Consider the following 22,863-nt stretch of genomic DNA (forward strand, 5'->3'; position numbering starts at 1 on the left):
TAAACGCGAGACTCCGAGAGTTTACAAGTACCGCTTCAAGTCGTTGAATGTAAACGCTTTTCCTGGACGCTCTGGTCGCCTTGGTCGGTCAAAGATGTGTAAAACCGGTTGGGCTCAAGGCGGTCCAGCCGTTCGATCTGCGTCCGTACCCGATCGAGCCCTACCTGCACGCGCTGGCGCCTGTTCCGAAGAATCGACAGGTACCCCTGCCGTCGCTGGAGGACCTTGGCTTTGCTGCCAGCAACCTGGCAGAGGTCGCCATGCCAACGGGCAGTTCAGGCGGCCAGGCGTTGTTCGCAGAATTCACATCGCGCATGGGCGACTACAGCCGCCGGCGCGACTACCCTGCGCTGCGCGGACCGAGCTATCTGTCCGTGCACCTGCGATTCGGCACGGTGTCGATCCGCACTTTGGCACGCGCCGCGCATGAGGCAGTGCTGCGCGGCGGCGCGGACAGCGCCAGTGCCGCGACATGGTTGTCGGAACTGGTCTGGCGGGACTTCTACTTCATGATCCTGCACCACCATCCGCGCGTGGCGGCGGGCGAGGCGTTCCACCCCGCTTACGACGCCATCCGCTGGCGCGACGGCGAAACCGGCGAGCGCTATTTCGAAGCATGGCGCGATGCCGCCACCGGGTATCCACTCGTGGATGCTGCGATGCTGCAGATCCGTCAAAGCGGCTATATGCACAACCGCCTGCGGATGGTGACGGCCAGCTTCCTGGTCAAGGACCTGGGCGTGGACTGGCGCCGCGGCGAACAGTACTTTGCCGACCAGCTCAACGACTTCGATTTCGCGGCCAACAATGGCGGCTGGCAATGGGCAGCTTCAACCGGATGCGATGCGCAGCCTTGGTTCCGCATTTTCAACCCGGTCACGCAATCGGAGAAATTCGACCCGCAGGGCCGCTTCATCCGCAAATATCTGCCACAACTGGCAGGACTGCCGGACAAGTACGTGCATGCACCGTGGACCGCACCGGAAGACGTGCTGCTGGCCGCGGGCGTACGGCTGGGCGAGAACTATCCGCGCCCGCTGGTGCAGCACGACGTCGCGCGCAAGGAAACGCTCGAACGCTATGCGGTGGTGAAGGAATGGCGGCGGCCGGAAGGCTGAACGCCGCGCGGGATGGGATGCGCGTGCGGGCCTCAGGCGGCCAGCATCGCGCTTTCGCGGTAGTGGCGCTGCGCCTCTTCGGGCCGCTCGGTCTCTTCGAACAGGCGAGCCAGCGCCAGGTGCGTGCGCACGCGCAGACGGGTCTGCTGCCCGCGGTCTGCATACTTCAGGGCGCGCTCGAAGCTGGACTGGGCCTTGCCCCAAAGCCGCTCGCCCAGACAAAGCACGCCCAGTGTGAAGTAGAGATCCGCGTCCGCCGGATGCTCGTTGATCCATCTCTCCGCCTGCTGGATCAGCGGCAGCGCGTGGCCGGCCTTGGCGCAGTCGGCATAGCGCAGCACCAGGCGGTTGTCCCAGTGGACCTTTAGTGCGTCCTCGATGATGCGGCGCGCTTCGTCCTGCCGGCCGAGCGCGGCGAAGTAGCGGGCCGCCGGCTCCGCGATCCGGGCGGCGCGCCGTTCGTCGGCCGACAGCGTGCGCCAGAACGAGGACAGGGCCTCGGCGTCGTGGCGGCGCTCGTCCAGCATGGCCTCACAGGCCATCTGCTTGAGCCGCAGCGCCAGCACCGGATGCAGGGCGTTGCGTTTTTCCAGCGACCGCGCGAGGCGCAGCACTTCGGACCAGTTCTTCAGGTGCTGGTGCGCACGCAGCGCGATGCGCTGCACGTGGATCTGGCGCGCGCCTTGCGCCTGCAGCTGCGCGATGGTCTCAAGCGCGCCATCGGCATCGCGTGCATCCATCAGCAATTCGGCCATCGAGACCAGCCGGGCCTGCTCGCGCTCAGGATCGGTAACCTGCGCCATCCAGGCGTCGCGGCGATCGGTCTCCTGCATGCGGTGCGCGGCGCGGGCGCCGACCAGCGCGGCGGTCTGCACCTGCGCATCCCAGGACTGCGCTTCACGCGCGGCCCGTTCGGCACGCGCGAAACGGCCCGCAAACAGGTTTTCAATCGATTCGCGCAGTGCGGCCTGGGCCTTGTTCATGCGGCTGCGCTCACGGTAGGCGGCTGCCCTGCGCGGCATCTCGGAAAGATGACGCGCCGTGGACAGGACAGTCCACACCACGAAGAACACCAGCAGCAGCAGCGCCAGCGCCAGGTTCAGCGACAGCTCGACCCGGTACGGCGGATAGAACAGCACCACATTGCTGTGGTTGAACTGCGTGAACAGCGCCAGCCCGACGGCGCCGCCGAACAGGATTGCAACCCAGAAAAGCAGGCGCATGCTTACTCCTTCTTCAGCGCGTGCAGCGCGCCGAGGCTTTCGGCCATGGTCGGCAACTGCACCGTCACCGCGCCGGCCTGCGCCTGCTTGAGCAGCGTGAGCACGGTTTGCACGCGCCTCGACCTCGTGTCGAAGTAACGGCCGATCATGGCTTGCGCCGCGGCAAGGTCATTGCGGAAGACCGGCTCGTTGCGCGACAGCAGCGCCAGGCGCGCATTGAGCATGCGCAGCTTGACGTTCTCGCGCAGGAACCAGCCCTGGTCGCCCGACAGCAACAGCGCTTCCGTGTCATCCACCTTGCGGATGCGGATGACCTGCGCCATTTCATCACGCATGTAATTCCACAGCCGTGCGAACCAGCCGCCTACGCCGCCCGATGCAGGGGCAGAGGTCTCGCCCGCGCCTTTGGCGGCGCCACGGCCGGCATCCTTGCGGTCTTCCGCTTCGGTGCGCTCGAGCATGCGTTCGCTCGACAACAGTGGCAGCGCGTCGATCTGGATGATCGCTTCATCGAGCTTGATGGCGGCGCCAGTCAGGTCGGTATCGGGCACGGCCTTCATGCGCGCGATATCACGCGCCAGTGCGCGGCGCAGCAGGTTGTACTGCGGCTTGTCGGTGCGGGCCAGCCGCGCGTCGGCGCTCTGCAGCGCGGCCAGCGCGACCTGTACGTTGCCGGTGAGCTGGAGCTGCTGGCCGGCATTGGTCAGCAACTGCTGGATCTCGGCGATTTCCCAGTCGTCGCGGTTGCGCATCAGGTCCTGGTAGACCTGTTCGAGCGCGGCCTGCTTGTCGCGGGTTTCGCCGACCTGGCCGTCCAGCGCGCCGACCTTGGCCTGCAGTTCCTTGACGGTGTCCTGCGCATTACGCGACAGCACACGCGTTTCCTGCACCAGCGCGTCGTTGCTCTGCTGGCGTCGGGCCAGCTCCTCGGTCAGGTGGTCGACCCGCTGCTGCAGCCACCAGAAGCCGCCGGCAGTTGCCAGCACCAGCACCGCCACCAGCGCCCACAATGCGGCATTACGGCGCGGCGCGGCGAATGAGGCCGATGGCGAAGCCGAAGCCGTGGCGCCGGGGGGAATGGTGGTTGAGGAGGACGTAGTTTCTTGCGTCACGCGTTCGACCCTGTTTGTCATGGCAGGCGGCGGCACGGGCAGCGGCTCCGGCCGCGGTGCCGAGGCCACCGTAGGAACCGGTGTACTCGCGGGCACCGGCCCGGCATAGGCATCCGCCCACTGCTTGCATGCCGCGAGCAGGCCGGCATCGCCTGGCGCCGCACGCACGATGCGCGTGAAGCCGAGCGCCTGCGCCTGTTCGGCGATTCTCGCATGCGGCGCGATGCACTGCACCTGTTTCAGGGTGGCCAGCTCCTGCGGCGAGAGGTTCTGTCGCGCCAGCGTATCAAGGTTGCGCACGGCTTCCGAGCTGGTCAGCAGCCAGGCTTGCGGGGCGGCGCCGGCGCTCAGGCCATCGCGCACGGCCTGCCATTGCATGGCAGTGGGCTCGGGCAGCGTGCGCTGGTACGCCTCGACGGCCGTGACGTCCGCGCCTGCTTCGCGCAATCGGTCGCCGAGCCAGTCGCGCCCACCGTTGCCGCGCACGATCAGGACGGCGCGGCCCTGCAGTGCGGCCGGTTCGAGCTGGGCCCACAGGGCTTCGGAGTCAAAACGCGCTTCTTCGCCGTTGGCGCCGCCGTTCGTGCCATTGCCGTCGGCACCGGCGGGCGCAATCACGCGATAGTCGGGCGCGGCAATTCCACGTTCGGCCAGCGCCACGACGCTGGCCGGTCCGACTACGGCGACCGGGACGCCGGGCGGCCACTGCGCCACGGCGATCCCCTGCACGGCAGCGAGCGCATCGACCGCGTACTGGATGGCATTGGGACTGACAAAGACCACCAGCGCGAATTGGTCCAATCGCGCCAGTGCCGCGCGCAGCGGCGCGTCATCGGGGGCGGGGCCAATCGCGAGCAGCGGAAAGCCGAGGACATCGAGCCCTGCGGCCTGAAGCGCCTCGGTCAGTTGCCGGGACTGCCCGGCGGGTCGTGTGACAACGACAGTCGGGCGGGGCATGGGCCGGCCTCAGGCGGGAGCTTGGGGATCTGGAGTTTCGGCCAGCGCGGCGAGGACATCGGCAGCGCCTTGAGCGAGCAAGTCGCGCGCGGCGGACTCGCCGAGTGCTTCAGCCGCCGCGGCGTCGGCCACCGGAGCGGCGGCGGTGGCACGCGTCTGGCGCGAGCCATCGGGCATGGCCACGAAGGCGTCGAGCCGCAGCTGGTCGCCGTCCCAGCGCGCATGCGCGGCCAGCGGCACCTGGCACGAGCCGCCCAGCATGCGGGACACCGCCCGTTCGGCCGTGACCGCGAGCGCGGTGGGCTGGTGATTCAGCGGTGCCAGCCACGCGGCGACATCCGGACGCGTCGACAGGATCTCGATGCCGAGCGCGCCCTGCCCCGCGGCAGGCAGCGAAGCCTCCGGCGCGATCAGCGCGCGGATGCGATCGCCAAGGCCCAGTCGCTTGAGGCCGGCCGCAGCCAGGATGATCGCGCCGTATTCGCCGCGATCGAGCTTGCCGAGGCGGGTATCGAGGTTGCCGCGCAGCGGCTTGATGACCAGGTGCGGATAGCGCGCCCGCAGCGCGGCCTCGCGGCGCAGGCTCGAGGTGCCGACCACGGTGCCGGCCGGCATCTCGTCGAGCGAAGCGAACGTCGATGAAACCAGCGCATCGCGCGGATCCTCGCGTTCCATCACCGCGGTCAGCGTGAAGCCGTCGGGCAGCTCCATCGGTACATCCTTGAGCGAATGCACCGCGAGATCGGCCCGGCCTTCGGCCATCGCGAATTCCAGTTCTTTGACAAACAAACCCTTTCCGCCGACTTTCGACAAAGTCCGGTCTAGAATCTGGTCTCCGCGCGTGGTCATGCCCAGAATGGACACATCGCACGCGGGATAGTATTGTTGCAGCGCAGCACGCACATATTCAGCCTGCCACATGGCCAGACGGCTCTCGCGGGAGGCAATGACAAGCTTGTGCGGAAGGCTGCTGGACACGGCGGTAGAAGAAGTCGGGAAGGCGGATGCATGCATTCGTCAATGTTAGCACGCGACCCAATCGCCGCTCCGCACCATCGGACAGAAGTAGAGCTACAGGAGATTGCATGACGCAGCATGCTGCGCGCCCCGGCCGACGCTCGGCCAATCGAGAAGCCCCCTCCCAGGCCTCAGGCCAGAGTGACGCGAACGGCGCATCAACCCGCAAGACCGCTTCCAAGACCCCTGGCACCAAACCAATGTCGAAGGCCAACCTGATGGTCGTGCCCGCAAATGGCGCGCTGAACGCCAGCCCGGCACGCCGCTCGGGCGCCGACAAGGACCTGCCGCTGCGCGAGGACATCCGCTTCCTGGGCCGCCTGCTGGGCGAATGCCTGCGCGAGCAGGAAGGCGACGCCACCTTCGAGGTGGTCGAGACCATTCGCCAGACCGCCGTGCGTTTCCGCCGTGAAAACGATCGCGCCGCCGGCACCGAGCTCGACCGCCTGCTCAAGCGCCTGTCGCGTGACCAGACCAACCAGGTCGTACGCGCGTTCAGCTATTTCTCGCATCTGGCCAATATCGCCGAGGACCAGCACCACAACCGCCGCCGCCGCATCCACGCACTGGCCGGTTCGCCGCCGCAGGACGGCAGCCTGCAGCACGCGCTGGAGAAGATCGACGCCGCCGGCGTTACGGGCAAGCAACTGCGCAAGTTTCTGGACGAGGCGCTGATCGTGCCCGTGCTGACCGCGCACCCGACCGAAGTCCAGCGCAAGAGCATCCTGGACGCGGAGCGCGAGATCGCGCGCCTGCTGGCCGAGCGCGACCTGCCGATGACCGCGCGCGAGCGCGACCGCAACACCGCGCAGCTGCGCGCCAAGGTCACCACGCTGTGGCAGACCCGCATGCTGCGCGACTCGCGCCTGACGGTCGCCGACGAGATCGACAACGCGCTGTCGTACTACCGCACGACCTTCCTGCATGGCATCCCGCAGCTGATGAGCGAGCTGGAAGAGGACATCGCCGCGATCTTCCCGGCCTCGCGCAAGGCCAAGGGCGCGGCGGCCGAAGTCGCGCCGCTGGCGCCGTTCATGCAGATGGGTTCCTGGATCGGCGGTGACCGCGACGGCAATCCGAACGTGACGGCGGAAACCCTCGAACATGCCGCCACCCAGCAATCGCAGATGATCCTGGGCTGGTACCTGGACGAAGTGCATGCGCTCGGCGCCGAGCTGTCGATGTCGACGCTGATGGTCGACGCGAGTCCCGAACTGCTCGCGCTGGCCGAGGCCTCGCCCGACCATTCCGCCCACCGCGCCGACGAGCCGTACCGCCGCGCGCTGATCGGCATCTATGCGCGCCTGGCCGCGACCAGCAAGACGCTGACCGGTCAGGCCGCGCCGCGCCATCCGGTCGCCGACGCCGAACCGTACAGCAGCGCCGAAGCCTTCGCGGCCGACGTGCAGATCGTGGTCGATTCGCTGCACGCCCACCATGGCCGCGCGCTGGCCAGCACGCGCATCGATGCGCTCGTGCGTGCGATCGCCGTGTTTGGTTTCCACTTGGCGTCCGTCGACATGCGCCAGGTATCCGACGTGCACGAAGCCGTCGTCGCCGAGCTGTTCGCCGCCGCAGGCGTCGAGAAGGACTACGCCGCGCTGCCGGAGTCGCGCAAGCTCGAACTGCTGCTCGCCGAACTGCGCCAGCCGCGCCTGCTGACGCTGCCGTGGCATGAATATTCGGAACAGACCCGCAACGAACTGGCCATCCTGGCGACCGCGCGCGAACTGCGCGCGCGCTATGGCCAGCGCGTGGCGCGCAACTACATCATCTCGCACACGGAAACGCTGTCCGACCTGGTCGAGGTCATGCTGTTGCAGAAGGAAGCCGGCATGCTCAAGGGCACGCTGGGCAGCAAAGCCGATCCGGCACGCATGGAGCTGATGGTCATTCCGCTGTTCGAAACCATCGAAGACTTGCAGAACGCGGCCGGCATCATGCAGTCGCTGCTGGACCTGCCGGGGTTCGATTCGGTGATCGAGCACCACGGCGTCGAGCAGGAAGTGATGCTCGGCTACTCCGACTCCAACAAGGACGGCGGCTTCCTGACTTCCAACTGGGAGCTGTACAAGGCCGAGCTGGCGCTGGTGCAGCTGTTCGAGCAGCGCAAGGTCAAGCTGCGCCTGTTCCATGGCCGCGGCGGCACCGTCGGACGCGGCGGCGGCCCGACCTACCAGGCCATCCTGTCGCAGCCGCCGGGCACGGTGAACGGGCAGATCCGCCTGACCGAGCAAGGCGAGATCATCAACAGCAAGTTCGCCAACGCCGAGATCGGCCGGCGCAACCTGGAAACGGTGATCGCCGCCACGCTGGAAGCCTCGTTGCTGCCGCAGCAGAACGCGCCGAAGGAACTGAGCACGTTCGAAGGCATCATGCAGCAGCTCTCCGACCGAGCCTTCGGCGCCTATCGCAACCTTGTGTACGAGACCCCGGGCTTCAAGGACTACTTCTTCGCCACCACGCCGATCACCGAGATCGCCGACCTGAACCTTGGGTCGCGTCCGGCCTCGCGCAAGCTGATGGACAAGAAGAATCGGCGCATCGAAGACCTGCGCGCGATTCCGTGGGGCTTCTCGTGGGGCCAGTGCCGCCTGCTGCTGCCGGGCTGGTACGGCTTTGGCAGCGCGGTCAAGTCGCTGCTGGACACCGCGCCGGACGACAAGGCACGCAAGGCCGCGGTGGCCACGCTGCGCAAGATGGTCAAGACCTGGCCGTTCTTCTCCACGCTGCTGTCCAACATGGACATGGTCATGGCGAAGACCGACCTCGCTGTGGCGTCCCGCTACGCGCAGCTGTGTGATGACGCGGCGCTGCGCAAGAACGTGTTCACGCGCATCAGCAAGGAATGGCACCTGACCTGCGAGATGCTGGCGCTGGTCACCGGCCATCAGGACCGCCTGGCCGACAACCCGCTGCTGGCGCGTTCGATCAAGAACCGCTTTGCCTATCTGGATCCGCTCAACCACTTGCAGGTGGAACTGCTCAAGCGCTATCGCTCGGGCAAGGATGGAGACGATATCCGCGTTCGCCGCGGTATCCATCTGACCATCAACGGGGTGGCGGCTGGGTTGCGCAATACGGGTTGAGTATCTCCCGCTAACGTCGCCTCACCGGTGACGTACTCCCCTCTCCCGCCCGCGGGAGAGGGGTTGGTGGTGAGGGCAGGCGTTTCCACGAAGTCCTGCGTGTCGCATCGAGACGCGCCAACCCTCACCCCCGGCCCCTCTCCCATGCATGGGAGAGGGGAGGAACCGCGCAACAAGCAATAGGCACCGGCACTCAGCCGACAAACGCCCCCGGCACCGGATCATCTCCCAGCGCATGCAGCAGCACCGCCCAGTGCATCGCTTCATCGCCCAGAATACTTCCCGCCGCCTTGGTCAGTTCCCGGTTGTAGAAATTCGGCAGCACGCCGAGATAGGCCGCGGTAGCGCCTTTTTCCAGCCCCGCCGCAAAGCGCAGCACGTCCGCCTGTGTCTTGAGCTGTCCCGTCGGGAACGCGTATTCCGACGGCTTCTTCGCCATGACCGGCGATCCGCCCAGCTTCGATACCGTGCCCGCCAACACCTGCGCGTGCGCCTTGTGGTGGCCCTGGAACTTCACCGCCGTGTCGAGCACGGGCTTCTGCAACAGCCCGCTTTCCGCCCCGACCTGATAGGCCGCGATGGCCTGGTACTCGAGTCCAAGCGCCACGTTCAGGATATTGATGTCGTCCTTCGTACTGCCCGACTGCGTCTGTGCCCACGCCGGCATCGACTCGCCAAGGCTCAGCACGGCCAGCGAACCGAGCGCGAACAAGCCGGGCACCTTGAGCAGGCCGCGCCGGCGTTCGTCGGGCAAGGCGATGGAAACTTCCTCGGGTTGAACCAGCCGGCGCGCCGGCGTCGTGGACATGCGTTCCATGGTGTACTCCTGTGAGGGATCAAGGGACAGCGTCCGCAACGCGGATCGCATGCTCCTTTTACGCAGGGACCGGGCAATCGGATGCAGCCACGCTGCCTATAATCGGGCAGAGCCCCCCGCCAGGAACCGCCACGTGCAGCCTGCCCCCGAATCGTCCTTTGCCCCATCGGCCGACAACGACCGGCTGGCTGCGTGGCTGCAGGCGGTGGCGCTCGGCGACCGGCAGGCGCTGCGCGCGCTTTACGAACACACCGCGACGAAACTGTTTGGCCTTGCGCTGCGTATCACTGGAAGGCGCGACTGGGCGGAGGATGCCGTGCAGGAAAGTTTTGTCAGCATCTGGCACCACGCCGGCGACTACCGGCCGCATCTGGCCGCGCCCATGACCTGGATGACCACCATCGTCCGCAACCGGGCGCTCGACTGCCTGCGCCGCGCGGCGGCCGCTCGCCTGCCGCAGACCGTGGAACTCGATGAAGAACTTGGCGAGTGGCTGGCTGACGATGCCGCCGGGCCGGCGGAACTGGCGCTGGCCAGCCAGCAGGCGCGCTCGCTGAACCGCTGCCTGCAACGGCTGGAGCCAGCACAGCGGCAAGCCATTGTGCTGGCCTATCTGCGCGACTTGAGTCATGCCGAGCTGTCCCAGCAGCTGCGCATCCCACTTGGCACCGTGAAGTCATGGATCCGCCGTGGCCTGGAACGCCTGCGCGCGTGCCTGGAGAGTACGCCATGAGGCTGACCCGCCACCCGGACCTGCTCGACCGCATGGCCGCGCAATATGCGCTCGGCGTGCTGCGCGGCGGCGCGCGGCGCCGGATGGAGCAGCTTGCGCGCGAGGAACCCGCCGTGCGCGCCGCGATCGGCCACTGGCAGGTCAGGCTGTCCGGCATGGCCGAGTTGCAACCGTCCGCGGAGGCGGTAGAGGCGGTGTGGTGCGGCATCGAACAACGGCTCGGCTGGAAGCCTGTGCCGTCGGCCGGGGCAGCGGAGCCATGGTGGCAAAAGCTGTGGACGGCGCCAGTATTCTGGCGCGGCGCCGCGGCGGCTATGACCGTCATCGCGGCGCTGGCTGTCGGCATCGGCTGGCAAATGATCCAACGTCAACCAGGCGAGGCCGCGGTGGTTGCAGTGCTCAACAATGCACAATCGAAGCCCGCCCTCCTCGTCTCATGGGATGGCGCGGCGCGCGAGTTGCTCGTACAACGGCTCGACGACACGCCCCTGTCCGGTCAGCAGGTACTGCAGTTATGGGCGTTGCCCGAGGGCGGCAAGCCGCAATCGCTCGGCGTGATCGGCCGCGAGCGCGCGGCACGGCTTGCGCTGGCCCGGTTCCCCGCTGCCGTACCGGCCCTTGCAGTCAGCGTCGAACCGCCGGGCGGATCGACGAACCCGGACGGCCCGAGCGGCCCGGTTGTCTTCAAGGGACCATTGATCCACTCGCCGCTCTGAAGCACGCTTGCCCGGCCCCGGCGGGCGATATAATCCACGTTTCTCCGAAATCCGCTCGCGCCCGCCCCGCTTGGTCATGCACCGGCCGCACGCCGCGCGAGCCATAGAGCCACATAGCCCTGACGTCCATGACGACCTCCCAACTTGCCAAGAAAGGCGAAGCCTGGTCCGCCCGCTTCTCCGAACCGATGTCCGACCTGGTGAAGCGCTACACCGCTTCGGTGTTCTTCGACAAGCGCCTGGCCCTGTTCGACATCCAGGGGTCGCTGGCGCACGCGGCCATGCTGGCCAAGCAGGGCATCATCGCCGAGGCCGACCGCGCCGAGATCGAGCGCGGCATGGCACAGATCAAGGGCGAGATCGAGGCCGGCGGCTTCGAATGGAAGCTGGATCTCGAAGACGTCCACCTGAACATTGAAGCGCGCCTGACCGCGCTGGTCGGCGATGCCGGCAAGCGCCTGCATACGGGCCGCTCGCGCAATGACCAGGTCGCGACCGACATCCGCCTGTGGCTGCGCAGCGAGATCGACAACATCATCGCGCTGCTCGGCGCGCTGCGCGGGTCGCTGCTGGACCTGGCCGACCAGAACGCCGACACGATCCTGCCGGGCTTCACGCACCTGCAGGTCGCACAGCCCGTGACCTTCGGCCACCACCTGCTGGCCTATGTGGAAATGTTCACGCGCGATGCCGAGCGCATGGCCGACTGCCGCAAGCGCGTCAACCGCCTGCCGCTGGGCGCCGCCGCGCTGGCCGGCACGAGCTACCCGATCGACCGCGAATTCGTCGCGCAGCAGCTCGGCTTCGACGGCGTGTGCCGTAATTCGCTGGATGCCGTCTCCGACCGCGACTTCGCGATCGAATTCTGTGCCGCCGCTGCACTGGTGATGACCCACGTATCGCGCTTCTCCGAAGAGCTGGTGCTGTGGATGAGCCCGCGCGTCGGCTTCATCGACATCGCCGACCGCTTCTGCACCGGCAGCTCGATCATGCCGCAAAAGAAGAACCCCGACGTCCCCGAACTGGCGCGCGGCAAGACCGGCCGCGTCAACGGCCACCTGATCGGCCTGCTGACGCTGATGAAGGGCCAGCCGCTCGCGTACAACAAGGACAACCAGGAAGACAAGGAACCGCTGTTCGATACGGTCGATACCGTGGTCGACACGCTGCGCATCTTCGCCGACATGGTGCCGGGCATCACCGTCAAGCCGGAAGCCATGCGCGCCGCCGCGCTGCAGGGCTACGCCACTGCCACGGACCTGGCCGACTACCTCGTCAAGAAGGGCCTGCCGTTCCGCGACGCGCACGAAGCCGTGGCCCACGCCGTGCGTGCTTGCGACAGCCGCAACTGCGACCTGGCCGACCTTACCGTGGCCGAACTGCGCGAAGTCTCCGGCCTCGGCGACAAGGCCGCGCTGATCGGCGACGACGTGCATACCGTCCTGACGCTCGAAGGCTCGGTCGCCGCGCGCAACCACATTGGCGGCACCGCACCGGACCAGGTGCGCGCAGCGATCGCCGCCGCACGCGCAGCGCTGTAAGTTCCGCGTAAGCTTCAAGCAAGAAAAAGCCACGATGGCCCAGCCATCGTGGCTTTTTTCATTGACATGCCGGATTTTTGCGCAATGTGATAGGTATTAGCCCCAAGCGCCGACGCATTTTGTTACAGATAAACTAATCGCCGCAAAAACCGGGGAGACAACCCATGAACTACTTGCTTGGTCTGTCACGACAGATCGACAGGTTGAATCAGCACACGGGCAGGCTTGCAAACATCATGATCCTGCTGTCGTGCCTGATCAGCGCCGGCAACGCCCTCCTGCGCTATGGCTTCAACTTGAGCGACAACTGGCCACTCGAATTGCAGTGGTACATGTTTGCGATCGCCGTGATGTTCGGCGCTTCGTACACCTTCCAGCGCAATGAACATGTCCGCGTCGACCTGTTCTACGGCAACGTCTCGGAGCGCGCGCAGCACTGGATCGACATCTTCGGCATCGTCGTGTTCCTGCTGCCGTCGTGCATCCTGTTCACGTGGCTGTCCTGGGATTCGCTGTTCCTGCCCTCGTGGCGCATCCTCGAGCAATCGGGCAATTCCGGCGGCCTGCCGCGTTACCCGATCAAGCTGGTGGTGCCCGTCGGCTTCGCCCTGCTCGCGCTGCAGGGGGTGTCTGAACTGATCAAGCGCTTTGCCGCCCTCAAAGGCCTGGTGCGTATCGAATCGAAATACGAGAGGCCGGTGCAATGATTCCATTGGAATATATGCCGCCGATGATGTTCGGCGGCCTGGTGCTGTTCATGCTGATCGGGTTCCCGGTCGCATTTTCACTGTCCGCCGTCGGCCTCGCCTTCGGCTTCCTGGCCATTCACTGGGGCTACTTCCCGCTGAGCTTCCTGCAGGCCGTGCCGAGCCGGGTGTTCGGCAGCGTGCTGGCCAACGAGCTGCTGCTGGCCATTCCGTTCTTCACCTTCATGGGCGCGATCCTGGAGAAGTGCGGGCTGGCCGAGGACATGCTCGACTCCATGGGCCAGCTGTTCGGTCCGGTGCGTGGCGGCCTTGGGTATTCGGTGATCATCGTCGGCTTCATCCTCGGCGCGATCACGGGCACCGTGGCCGCGCAGGTGATCGCCATGGCGATGATCTCGCTGCCGGTGATGATGCGCTACCGCTACAACATGAAGTACGCCACCGGCGTGCTCGCGGCATCGGGCACCATCACGCAGCTCGTGCCGCCATCGCTGGTGCTCGTGGTCCTGGCCGACCAGCTCAAGACGCCGGCCGGCAGCGCCGACGTGGGCAGCATGTACCTGGGTGCGTGGGGTCCGTCGGTCGTGCAGATCGCCCTGTTCGCGCTGTACACGTTCTTCCTCACGCGCGTCAAACCTGACTGGCTGCCGCCGGTTCCGGCCGAAGCGCGCACGCTGCGCGGCTGGCCACTGTGGGCCAAGTGCCTGCGCGGCATCATTCCGTGCGCGGTGCTGATCTTCCTGGTGCTGGGCACGATCATGCTGGGCATCGCCACGCCAACCGAATCGGGCGCCATGGGTGCCGTCGGCGCGCTGGTGCTCGCGGTGATCCGAGACAAGGCTTTCACCAGCACCGATCGCATCATCTACCGCATCGGCATTGCCGCGACGCTGATCACCGCGGCCGTGGGCGTGTTTGCCTTTGGCTCGCATGTGTTCCGCGTCCCGCTGGCGGTGCTGTACCTGGTCATCCTGTGGCTGATCATTCGCTCCGGCCAGATGACCGACCTGCGCTTGCTGATCGTCGATGCCTACCAGTCGACCGCGCGTATCACGGCCATGGTCGTGTTCATCCTGATCGGCTCCACCTGCTTCTCGGTGGTGTTCCAGGGCGTGGACGGCGGCGCGTGGGTCGAGCACCTGTTTACCTCGCTGCCGGGCGGCTGGATCGGCTTCCTGATCGTGGTGAACCTGTTCATCTTCTTCCTGGCGTTCTTCCTGGACTTCTTCGAGATCGCGTTCATCGTGGTGCCGATGCTGGCCCCGGTGGCGGTGAAGGTGCTGGCACCGGTCGTGGCCGATTCGATGGGCGGCAACCCCGAAGCCGCGGCCACCGCGGCGCTCGTGTGGTTCGGCGTGATGCTGTGCGTGAACATGCAGACCTCGTTCATGCACCCACCGTTCGGCTTCGCGCTGTTCTACCTGCGCGGCATCGCGCCCAAGGAAGTGAAGAGCTCAGACATCTATTGGGGCGCCCTGCCTTGGGTTGGCCTGCAACTGGTGATGGTGCTGGCGGTGATGTTCTGGCCGGGCATGGTGACGGCATTCCTCGACAAGGGATCGCTGCACCATAACACCGGGGCGGAGGTGAGCATTCCGCTTGGGGGTGAGCCAGAGAAACCGGCGTCTTCGCCAGGGACACTGGAGTTGCCGGGGACAGCCGCTCCGGCCGAGCCGGCGGCGCCGCAGTTCGAGTTTGAGAAGAAGTAAGCCGGCGAAGTCATGCCAGCAAGTGCCCCGCAGATGCGGGGCATTTTTTTGTTCATCGCCGCTCAGTCAGAAGCGCTTACGCGCTTCTCCTCTTTCTAGCGGTAACTCTGACAGTCGATCCACTTCACGTTCGCCCCGGAAGTCTGATCGAGCAGCCATGGCACGGCCGTCAAAGCCTTTGGATGGATGTCGTGGAACAGGATCACGCCGCGCCGCCAGAGCAGCATCAGGGTCAGGACTCGCTGCCTGACCTGATCCGCATCGACCTTGGCGCTCCAGTCCTGCGAGTCGATGTTCCATAGTGCGACACGCAGTCCGTGCGATGCGAAGAACGGGCCGCTGTCTGACCGTCGCTGCCCGTAGGGCGGGCGGAACAGCGGCGTCGCGCTGGCGGGCACGGTGCTGCGCACCAGGGACATGCTTCGCTCGATGGAGCCCTGCCATTCCGCCCAAGTACCATGCGACTTGTGCTCCCAGCCGTGCGTTCCCACACACATGCCCTGGTAAGTGGTAGCCAATTGGCTCGCCGACGTCTGCCCGAGCCGTTGTTGCAGCGACGTGCCCAGCACGAAGAATGTCGCGCTCAGATGGCGCTGGCGCAGCGTCGCGAGCAGTTTGTCGGTGTTGCCGTCCGCTCGGGAGGGCCCGTCGTCGAAGGTCAGCAAGAATTGGCGGTCGGCCAGTTCGTTTCCGGTCAGTTCCCGGTCGGAGTAGATATCGACCTCGCTGCTAACTCGTGAGAACAGAGAGGCGAGGCGGAGAAGTTCGTGGAGATAGGTACGCTGGAACGCCTGATCAGCGGGATACCACCGGGCATAGCGGCCCTCGCGCGCCACTTCGAAGCGTGCGGCAACCCTCCGGAAGTCAGTCTCGTTGGCGATCTCCTCGCAGAAGTCATCGCCCGGGCGGCAATCTGCGGATGCCATCCGGTAGTTCGCGGCCAGCCGCTGCCAGTAGACCGCGCGCATGTGGTCGACCGCCATCCGGTCGAGTTGTTTCACGCCGATGGCATCGCGCAGTGCGTCATCATTCATCCGCTCACTGTCGGAAAGTGCGCGTCCGAACGAAAGTACTTCGGCCCGCGACGCGCGATCGAATGCAGATTGTGAGTTCAGGGCTTCGGGCCAGAGGCTGCGGTCAATGGAAGCCACGCCGCCGGGGCCGGCGGCGTGGAGCGGCGAGTGGGCAAAGACCAGCAGGCCGCACAGAATGGCGAGTTTTCGCATGAGCAGGGCTTGGAAGAGAAAAGTCCCTGCGCGCAGGGACATTGGCTGAATGACGTAACGGATAGGAAATTACGGGCGGCCGCCGACGCGCTGGATGGCCCTGTCGTAGACAGGGTTGGCCTTTTCGCGCCTGGCTGCCACGTAGTTCGCCAGTGCGTCTGCAGTCTGGCCGGCTTCCTCGTACATCCTGCCGATGTTGTAGTACGAGCTGGCCCGGACGGTTGCCGCCGTGGCGCCGCTGGCCAGCGCGATGGCCTTGCGGTTTGCCCAGATCGCCTCCGCCTTGCGTCCGGCCTTTTGGTAAGCAAGGCCCAGATTGCTGTATGCCTGGCCGTAGTTGGGATCCTGCTCCAGCGCTTGGTTGTAAAGCCAGATCGCATCATCGAGCCGGCCAGCGTGGTAGGCCGCCTCGCCGTTCTGATTCAGCGAGCGTGCCCGGGCGGCGTCAACGGGCGCCTGATTTGCAGCCACGACTCGATTCTGTTCATTGCTGGCCTCGCCAAGCGTCCCCAGCACGTTATCGGCATTCACAGCCACACCGCGCATGGCGTTGATGTCCTGGAACTCGCCCTGGCCCGTTATGCGAAAGACCGTCCACAGGTTGCCCGGCTGGTTGCGAGGCACATAGTAGGTGCGCACCAGCGACTCTCCGATGTAGACGAATACCTTGGCCTGGCTGGCGGAGAGTGCCTGGCTGGACGGGTTGCCCCCATTGGTGAAGTCGTGCACGGCGTACACGTACGTCTCGCCCTGGTGCTTGCGTTCCAGCGTGATGGTCTCAGGGCCAAAGCCGTCGACGTCGTCCACGTCGAGGTTCGCATCTGTGCCTTGCCGTCTTGCGAAGAACACATGATTGCCAGGATAGGCGACGTGAGAATCCAGATCCGCGGGGGAACTACCCCATGTCAGCACCACTCTCAGGCCGTCCAGGTTGTGCATCACGGGACTAAGAGCGTAAGTCATGCCCGAGCATGGGCACTTGGCCACCAGATTCGAATAGCCGTCCTTCTTGATGATAAGGAGCGACTGGGGGTCAGACAGCGCATCAGCCTCCAGCAACGCCTCGCCTTTTGCATTGGACACCGTACTGGCGGAGCGCTCTCCGTTTTTTTGAAGGATGACCGAGGCGCCGTTGATGCGCTGGTCCTTTACCGTGGCGCTGAGCACCTGGATTCTCGAGTCGGCCGCGTGACTTGCAGTAGCGGCAAGAAAGGCGACGACGAACAGACTGGATTGCAATCCCAATTTCATGTTGATATCCCTGTAGAGAAGGTGCAGGGATATCAACAGATCGCGTTCTCCGGCGGAATCGAATAATTCCGATTTCCCGGTCCGCACTTTCCCAACGTTACGACGAGACAAGCAGCTCACTCGACCTAGGGATGATCCTGAAGTCCAGCCAGAGATCCCTTTTCAGTTTTCGCCCACAGCCCCTGGCTTCCCCTGCTCCGGTATATCGCCAGGGAACTGTCAGTCGAATCCATCACATCCCATTCTTCGCCTTTGTAACCCCGCCCCGCTTGCCTACGATAATTCCAGCCCACGCCCTGACGGAGGCAGCCATGGCGGAACAACAAGTAGCGATCGCACCTGTTGCAGCGGACATGGTCCGGATCGGCTCATGCGCGTCCGTGGGCCAGGGTGGCCTGGCCGCCGCACGGCTCGAAGGTGTGGAACTGGTGATGCTGCGCCACGGCGACGACATTGCCGTGTTCGAAGGTCGATGCCCGCATCAGGGGACGCTGCTCGCGGAAGGTACGCTGGACCGTGGCGTGCTGACCTGCCGCGGCCACGGCTGGCGCTTCGACAGCTGCACAGGCGTAAGCATCAACATGCCGGCGGCTTGCCTGCGGCGCTTCCGCAGCGCGCTGGCCGGCGACGACGTGCTTGTCGACCGCGCTGACGTCCTCGCCTGGAAACGCGACACGGAAGGCCAGGTCCGCACCGAACCCGCTCGACCGCTCGATGACCTGCCAGGCCCACATGGCATCCCGCTACTCGGCAACTTCCTGCAGTTGCACAAGGACCAGATCCACACGGACATGGAGCACTGGGCCGAGACCTTCGGCCCGATCTACCGCATCAACCTGGCCGGACGCGATGCCGTGGTGCTGTCGGATGGCGAATGGATCGACCGCATCCTGCACGACCGGCCCGAGACCTTCCGCCGCGCGAGCGCCATTGAAATGCTGTCCCGTGAAGTCGGTACCGTCGGCGCATTTTCCGCCGAGGGCGAAACCTGGCGGCGGCATCGCCGGCCGGTGGTGCAGGCGCTCGACGCGCACCACCTGCGCGATTTCTTTCCGACGCTGGTCACGGTCACGCAGAGGCTCAAGCGGCGCTGGCAACACGCGGCCGCCAGCGGCGAGCCGATCCATGTGCAGCACGACCTGATGCAGTACGCCGTCGACGTGACCACGAGCCTGGCATTCGGCCACGACATGAACACGCTCGAGGGCCAGGGCGGCGAAGTGCAGCACCATCTGGAACGCATCCTGCCGATGATCAACCGCCGCCTGAATGCGCCGTTCCCGTACTGGCACTACATCCGCTTGCCCGCGGACCGCGCGTTCGACAAGTCGGTTGCGGCGGTGAGGGAGGCCATCGGCGGCATGATCGTCGCGGCACGCGAACGGCTGGCCCAGTCGCAGGAACTGGCGGCGCATCCACGCAATTTCCTTGAGGCCATGGTGGCCGCGCAGATGCGCGGCGAGGCATCGCTGAGCGACGACGAGATCTTCGCGAACGCGTTCACGCTGCTGCTTGCGGGCGAGGACACCACCGCGAATACCATCTCCTGGGTGCTTTACTTCATGTGCCGTCACGCGGATGTCCAGGACAGGATGCGGGACGAAGCCACCGCCGTGCTCGGCGATAGCGATGTGCTGAGCGATATCCGCGACGCCGCGCAGCTTACCTATCTGGATGCGGTCGTGCATGAGTCGCTGCGGCTCAAACCCGTTGCGCCGCTGTTCTACATGGAACCGAACGACGACGTGGTCGTGGCCGGCTACCGGATTCCGAAAGGCACGCTGGTCGTACTGGTCACGCGGCCCAATACGCTGCGCGAGAGCAGCTTTGCCGATGCCGCGGTGTTCCGTCCGGAACGCTGGCTGGAGACGTCTGCCGCGGCCCTGCATCGCAACGGCTTCGTGCCGTTCGGTTCCGGTCCACGGCTGTGCCCGGGCCGCAGCCTGGCACTGCTCGAAGCCAAGGCCGCGCTGTCGATGGTCTGCCAGCAGTTCCATGTCAGGCAGGCACCCGCCTCTGGGCCGGTCAGCGAAGCCTTTGCCTTCACGATGATGCCGACGGGGTTGCGCGTAGTGCTCGAACGCCGGCATAAGGCCTAGTTCGTCGTCGTCACCAGCACGTCGCCGCGCCGCTCCACCACGTTCACCACCACACTGCTGCCGGCGCGACGCAACATCAGGTCGACCGATGCGTCGGCAATGGTCAGCCCTTGCAGTGCCACGTCTTCCATGAAAGACGGCAGGGCCGGATAGCGAAAACTGACCTCGCGCGCGGCGACGTCGAAATCGAGGTTCAGGCACGATTGCAGCAGCGACAGCGGCGCGGCCGCCGCCCACGCCTGCGGAATGCACGCGACCGGGTAGAGCGTCGGGCCGCGGTTGCCCTGGCGCACGAAGCCGCAGAACAACTCCGGCAGACGGCGCAGGTCGATGTGCGTCGAGGCCGAGAAGAGACCATCGAAAATGCGCAGCGCCGCGTCGCGCATGCCATAGCGCACCAGCCCCGCGGCGATCACGGCATTGTCGTGCGGCCACACCGAGCCGTTGTGGTAGCTCATCGGGTTGTAGCGGATCTCGCTCGAGGCAAGGGTCCGCACGCCCCAGCCCGAGAACGAGGCGCTTGCCATCAGCGCGGATGCCACCTGTTCCGCACGCTGCGGTTGCGCAATGCCGGTGAACAGCGCATGCCCCGCATTGGACGAACGCACGCGGCATGGCCGCTTGTGCCCGTCCAGCGCCAGCACGTAGGTGCCCAGCGCCTCGTCGAAGAAGACTTCATCAAAGCGCTGGCGCAGTTGTGTCGCCTTGGCTTCGAGTACGTCGGCGCGTTCGGTCTTTCCCAGGCCGCGTGCGATGCGCGCGGCCGCCATCCAGGCGCCGTAGACATAGGCCTGCACCTCGACCAGCGCGATGGGTCCTTCGGCGAGGCTACCGTCTGCATGGGAGATGGAATCCCGGCTGTCCTTCCAGCCCTGGTTCAGCAGCCCTTCGGCGGTGCGCCGGCCGTATTCGACAAAGCCATCGCCATCGCGGTCGCCGTACTCGTCGATCCAGTGCAGCGCGGCCTCGACGTAGGGCCACAGCCAGCGCGCCGTGGCGACATCATGCGTGCGGTCCAGGTAGGCGCCGGCCAGCATGACAAACAGCGGCGTGGAATCGATGCTGCCGTAGTAGCGCCGAAACGGCACTTCGCCCAGGTTGGCCATCTCTCCTTTGCGGCTTTCATGCAGGATCTTGCCTGGTTCGGCGTCGGCTGCGGGGTCGACCGTGGTAGCCTGGTTGGCCGCCAGGTAGCACAGCACGCCGCGCGCGATACCCGGGTCGAGCCACAGGGTTTCGAGCGCGGTGATCAGCGCGTCGCGGCCGAAGAAAGTGCTGAACCACGGAATGCCCGCATAAGGATATGGCCCGTATGGCGTCTGCGTGGTGAGCATGTAGAGATCGGACATGCTTCGCGACACCGCTTCGTTGAAGATCTCGTTCGACGTGGTCACCGTTGCGGCGCGCGCGGACAAGCCGCGCAGGGCACGCCGCGCGGTGCGCAGCGCCGAAGGAAAGGCATGGCGCGGCGGACGCGTGTCAGGCCGCGTGTTGCAGCAACATACTTCGACATATAGCAGCGTGGTCTTCTGCGGCGTGAGGTCCAGTTCGAACACCGCCTGTTCGCCGGTCAGTCGCGACGGCAATGGATCGAAAGAGAGATGAGTCGTGCGCTCGCAGTCGTCAAGGCCGCTATAGGCCAACCTGACGCCGCCTTCGCAAAGCACGGGCGCATGGTACTGCCCGCGATCCACGCGATGGGCGCCGCGTACTTCGAACAGGTCCGCAAAATCCGCGGCGAAGGCCAGTTCCAGCGCGATGTGCCTCGGCGCTTCATCGAAGTTGCGTACGGCCAGCCGCTCGTAGCATGTTCCCTGCCACAGGAAGCGCGAACGGCGCACGTGGATCAGGTCATGCACCATCGCCAGCCGGTCCTGCTCGTCGAACAGGTCGGGATTGGTCAGGTCGCAGGTAAGCGCCACGTTATCGTCGCGCAGCACCGAACTCAGCAGCACCGGACGCCAGCCGTTGATGGTGAGATGAAAGTGCGACAGGTGGCGGGTATCGCAGTAGTACAGACCCTCCGACCCGCCAGAGCCGGCAATGGCGTCGCCATGCTCGTCGAATACGGCGAAGGTATCGCCTTGCTTGAGCGTACGTGGTTGGGTCTGGCGCAGCGAACGCGAGGCCGCGATGACAATGGGAGCAGCCGGCGTTGCTTCTGGCGCGAGTTCGCGCCGGCCTTCGGGAGCGTCAAGCATCGTTTCCCCCTTGCAGATTCAGGTGCGATCGGGGTGCGATCATGGGGTCAGGGGCGCGACATGCAGGTCAGCGGCGTCATGGCCTGCCGGCTCCGCATGCGTGTGCCCGTTGACCGATAGCGGCTCGCACAGCCGGCGATACAACGCCACATAGTCGCTGGCCATGCGCGCGGCACTGAAGCGCGCGCTGAACGCGCGCCGCACGCCAAGGCGGTCAATCTCTCCGAGACGCCCTACCGCTGCCACGGCTTCATCCACACTGTCGACGATAAAGCCCGTGACGCCTTCATCGAGCACTTCAGGAACCGACCCCGAAGAGAAGGCAATCACCGGCGTACCGCAGGCCATGGATTCGATCATCACAAGGCCGAACGGCTCGGGCCAGTCGATCGGAAACAGCAGCGCACGCGCGTTGCCAAGGAAACGCGGCTTTTCGCGATCGCCGATTTCGCCAAGATACTCCACATTCGGGTGGCGCCTGACCAGTGGCTCGATTTCGTTGTCCCAGTACGCCTGGTCGGCGCGGTCGACCTTGGCCGCGATCTTCAGCGGCATGCCGCTGCGCACGGCGATCTCGATCGCGCGGTCGGGGCGCTTCTCGCGCGCAATGCGGCCGAGAAAGGCCAGGTAGCCGCCACGCGGCACGCCATGAAAGGACAGCAGCGATTCCGGCAAGCCATGGTAGACATTACCCAGCCAGTTGACCGGCGGCATGGGCCGCCGCTGCTCCACGGATATCGACACCAGAGGCATATCCGGAAACGTCGCATAGAACGGGCGCAGGTCCGGCAGATCGAGCCGGCCATGCAGCGTAGTCAAGGTGCGGCTGGCAAGGCTGCGGACCAGCGGGAAATGCAGCATATCCGTGTGGAAGTGCAGCACGTCGAAATCATCGGCCTGCCGGCGCACATCCTCCAGCATCATGACGTGATACGGCAGCCAGTCGCGCACCAGTGGGTCGGTGCGCAGCGCGCGCGGCACGCAACTCACCAGCCTGGCGGCGGTCCAGGAATCCCCGCTCGCAAAGAGCGTCACGTCGTGGCCCTGGCGCACGAGTTCATTGGCCAGATACGCCACGACGCGTTCGGTGCCGCCATACTGCCTCGGCGGGCAGCTTTCCTGTAGCGGGGCAATTTGGGCGATTCTCATCGGCAGGATCTCCGTGCGGCTGACAACTTTGACAATCGGATGCCGGACCGTCTTTGCTCCTGCGCCCGTGATGTGCTCCCTCGCCACGCTGCATTGCAAAACAGGGAGCACCTCCCTCTTGCGCGCTTGCCACTGCGATTAACACCGGAAACCGCTCAACGCTTTGCTGCATGGCGGCATGACGCCACCGCAACCCAG

Annotated in this window: 15 protein-coding genes and 1 pseudogene; 8 read left to right on the forward strand and 8 right to left on the reverse strand. The window is 65.7% G+C overall.

Features of this window, described 5'->3' with window-relative positions; genetic code table 11:
• Positions 1 to 113: 113 nt before the first annotated feature.
• A pseudogene (locus KHO41_RS17070) lies at positions 114 to 1,118 on the forward strand (cryptochrome/photolyase family protein); the annotation flags it as partial.
• Positions 1,119 to 1,150: 32 nt separating this feature from the next.
• Here the strand turns inward: KHO41_RS17070 and KHO41_RS17075 are convergent.
• Genes KHO41_RS17075 through hemC form a run of 3 tightly spaced genes read right to left on the reverse strand, consistent with a single transcriptional unit; the run spans position 1,151 to position 5,424 of the window.
• Entirely contained in the window at positions 1,151 to 2,341 is a 1,191-nt protein-coding gene (locus tag KHO41_RS17075; protein WP_211954463.1) for a heme biosynthesis HemY N-terminal domain-containing protein, read from the reverse strand.
• A gap of 2 nt (positions 2,342 to 2,343) precedes the next feature.
• Complete coding sequence (gene hemDX, locus KHO41_RS17080; RefSeq protein ID WP_211954464.1) at positions 2,344 to 4,410, reverse strand: fused uroporphyrinogen-III synthase HemD/membrane protein HemX; 2,067 nt, start codon at positions 4,408 to 4,410, stop codon at positions 2,344 to 2,346.
• Positions 4,411 to 4,419: 9 nt separating this feature from the next.
• Entirely contained in the window at positions 4,420 to 5,424 is a 1,005-nt protein-coding gene (hemC, locus tag KHO41_RS17085) for a hydroxymethylbilane synthase (RefSeq protein ID WP_211954465.1), read from the reverse strand.
• A gap of 71 nt (positions 5,425 to 5,495) precedes the next feature.
• Here hemC and ppc point away from each other — a divergent pair, with 71 nt between their 5' ends.
• Positions 5,496 to 8,516: a phosphoenolpyruvate carboxylase gene (ppc, locus tag KHO41_RS17090; protein WP_211954466.1), complete on the forward strand. Its 3,021-nt coding sequence runs from the start codon at positions 5,496 to 5,498 to the stop codon at positions 8,514 to 8,516.
• A gap of 193 nt (positions 8,517 to 8,709) precedes the next feature.
• Here the strand turns inward: ppc and KHO41_RS17095 are convergent, their stop codons facing one another.
• The gene (locus tag KHO41_RS17095) at positions 8,710 to 9,324 is read right to left on the reverse strand and encodes a ferritin-like domain-containing protein (RefSeq protein ID WP_211954572.1); all 615 of its coding nucleotides are present in this window, start codon (positions 9,322 to 9,324) and stop codon (positions 8,710 to 8,712) included.
• A 58-nt stretch (positions 9,325 to 9,382) separates the two neighbouring features.
• On the opposite strand from KHO41_RS17095, the gene KHO41_RS17100 reads away from it, so the two are divergent.
• From KHO41_RS17100 to KHO41_RS17120, 5 genes are all read left to right on the forward strand, one after another.
• Entirely contained in the window at positions 9,383 to 10,066 is a 684-nt protein-coding gene (locus KHO41_RS17100) for a sigma-70 family RNA polymerase sigma factor (RefSeq protein ID WP_376989633.1), read from the forward strand.
• Positions 10,063 to 10,782 (forward strand): anti-sigma factor, encoded by a 720-nt coding sequence (locus tag KHO41_RS17105; protein WP_211954468.1) that lies wholly within the window; start codon positions 10,063 to 10,065, stop codon positions 10,780 to 10,782. Before KHO41_RS17100 ends, KHO41_RS17105 begins: the two co-directional genes overlap by 4 nt.
• 128 nt (positions 10,783 to 10,910) lie before the next feature.
• Positions 10,911 to 12,323 carry an argininosuccinate lyase gene (argH, locus tag KHO41_RS17110; protein WP_211954469.1) on the forward strand — a complete coding sequence of 471 codons (1,413 nt, stop codon included), beginning with the start codon at positions 10,911 to 10,913 and terminating at the stop codon, positions 12,321 to 12,323.
• Between the two features lie 164 nt (positions 12,324 to 12,487).
• Positions 12,488 to 13,030 (forward strand): TRAP transporter small permease subunit, encoded by a 543-nt coding sequence (locus KHO41_RS17115; RefSeq protein ID WP_011296881.1) that lies wholly within the window; start codon positions 12,488 to 12,490, stop codon positions 13,028 to 13,030.
• Positions 13,027 to 14,739 carry a TRAP transporter large permease gene (locus tag KHO41_RS17120; protein ID WP_211954470.1) on the forward strand — a complete coding sequence of 571 codons (1,713 nt, stop codon included), beginning with the start codon at positions 13,027 to 13,029 and terminating at the stop codon, positions 14,737 to 14,739. Before KHO41_RS17115 ends, KHO41_RS17120 begins: the two co-directional genes overlap by 4 nt.
• Positions 14,740 to 14,834: 95 nt before the next feature.
• On the opposite strand, the gene KHO41_RS17125 is transcribed toward KHO41_RS17120, so the two are convergent.
• The gene (locus KHO41_RS17125; protein ID WP_211954471.1) at positions 14,835 to 15,965 is read right to left on the reverse strand and encodes a polysaccharide deacetylase family protein; all 1,131 of its coding nucleotides are present in this window, start codon (positions 15,963 to 15,965) and stop codon (positions 14,835 to 14,837) included.
• A 69-nt stretch (positions 15,966 to 16,034) separates the two neighbouring features.
• The gene (locus KHO41_RS17130) at positions 16,035 to 17,216 is read right to left on the reverse strand and encodes a YfaP family protein (protein ID WP_244873872.1); all 1,182 of its coding nucleotides are present in this window, start codon (positions 17,214 to 17,216) and stop codon (positions 16,035 to 16,037) included.
• Between the two features lie 311 nt (positions 17,217 to 17,527).
• Here KHO41_RS17130 and KHO41_RS17135 point away from each other — a divergent pair, with 311 nt between their 5' ends.
• Entirely contained in the window at positions 17,528 to 19,315 is a 1,788-nt protein-coding gene (locus KHO41_RS17135) for a cytochrome P450 (protein WP_211954472.1), read from the forward strand.
• Here KHO41_RS17135 and KHO41_RS17140 read toward each other — a convergent pair.
• Together KHO41_RS17140 and KHO41_RS17145 are read right to left on the reverse strand one after the other, a co-directional pair.
• Complete coding sequence (locus KHO41_RS17140) at positions 19,312 to 21,516, reverse strand: amylo-alpha-1,6-glucosidase (RefSeq protein WP_211954473.1); 2,205 nt, start codon at positions 21,514 to 21,516, stop codon at positions 19,312 to 19,314. The two genes, KHO41_RS17135 and KHO41_RS17140, sit on opposite strands and share 4 nt — an antisense overlap.
• A 39-nt stretch (positions 21,517 to 21,555) precedes the next feature.
• The gene (locus KHO41_RS17145; RefSeq protein WP_211954474.1) at positions 21,556 to 22,665 is read right to left on the reverse strand and encodes a glycosyltransferase family 4 protein; all 1,110 of its coding nucleotides are present in this window, start codon (positions 22,663 to 22,665) and stop codon (positions 21,556 to 21,558) included.
• Positions 22,666 to 22,863: the final 198 nt, after the last annotated feature.

The organism is Cupriavidus numazuensis (assembly GCF_905397435.1).
Classification (GTDB): domain Bacteria; phylum Pseudomonadota; class Gammaproteobacteria; order Burkholderiales; family Burkholderiaceae; genus Cupriavidus; species Cupriavidus numazuensis.

What these genes read in the sequence shown, in the direction of transcription:
- argH (WP_211954469.1), top strand. Translation starts at nt 10,911, where the DNA reads ATGACGACCTCCCAACTTGCCAAGAAAGGCGAAGCCTGGTCCGCCCGC.
- KHO41_RS17120 (WP_211954470.1), top strand. Translation starts at nt 13,027, where the DNA reads ATGATTCCATTGGAATATATGCCGCCGATGATGTTCGGCGGCCTGGTG.
- KHO41_RS17105 (WP_211954468.1), top strand. Translation starts at nt 10,063, where the DNA reads ATGAGGCTGACCCGCCACCCGGACCTGCTCGACCGCATGGCCGCGCAA.
- ppc (WP_211954466.1), top strand. Translation starts at nt 5,496, where the DNA reads ATGACGCAGCATGCTGCGCGCCCCGGCCGACGCTCGGCCAATCGAGAA.
- KHO41_RS17135 (WP_211954472.1), top strand. Translation starts at nt 17,528, where the DNA reads ATGGCGGAACAACAAGTAGCGATCGCACCTGTTGCAGCGGACATGGTC.
- hemC (WP_211954465.1), bottom strand. Translation starts at nt 5,424, where the DNA reads ATGCATGCATCCGCCTTCCCGACTTCTTCTACCGCCGTGTCCAGCAGC.
- hemDX (WP_211954464.1), bottom strand. Translation starts at nt 4,410, where the DNA reads ATGCCCCGCCCGACTGTCGTTGTCACACGACCCGCCGGGCAGTCCCGG.
- KHO41_RS17115 (WP_011296881.1), top strand. Translation starts at nt 12,488, where the DNA reads ATGAACTACTTGCTTGGTCTGTCACGACAGATCGACAGGTTGAATCAG.
- KHO41_RS17100 (WP_376989633.1), top strand. Translation starts at nt 9,383, where the DNA reads ATGCTCCTTTTACGCAGGGACCGGGCAATCGGATGCAGCCACGCTGCC.
- KHO41_RS17075 (WP_211954463.1), bottom strand. Translation starts at nt 2,341, where the DNA reads ATGCGCCTGCTTTTCTGGGTTGCAATCCTGTTCGGCGGCGCCGTCGGG.
- KHO41_RS17140 (WP_211954473.1), bottom strand. Translation starts at nt 21,516, where the DNA reads ATGCTTGACGCTCCCGAAGGCCGGCGCGAACTCGCGCCAGAAGCAACG.
- KHO41_RS17095 (WP_211954572.1), bottom strand. Translation starts at nt 9,324, where the DNA reads ATGTCCACGACGCCGGCGCGCCGGCTGGTTCAACCCGAGGAAGTTTCC.
- KHO41_RS17145 (WP_211954474.1), bottom strand. Translation starts at nt 22,665, where the DNA reads ATGAGAATCGCCCAAATTGCCCCGCTACAGGAAAGCTGCCCGCCGAGG.
- KHO41_RS17125 (WP_211954471.1), bottom strand. Translation starts at nt 15,965, where the DNA reads ATGCGAAAACTCGCCATTCTGTGCGGCCTGCTGGTCTTTGCCCACTCG.
- KHO41_RS17130 (WP_244873872.1), bottom strand. Translation starts at nt 17,216, where the DNA reads ATGAAATTGGGATTGCAATCCAGTCTGTTCGTCGTCGCCTTTCTTGCC.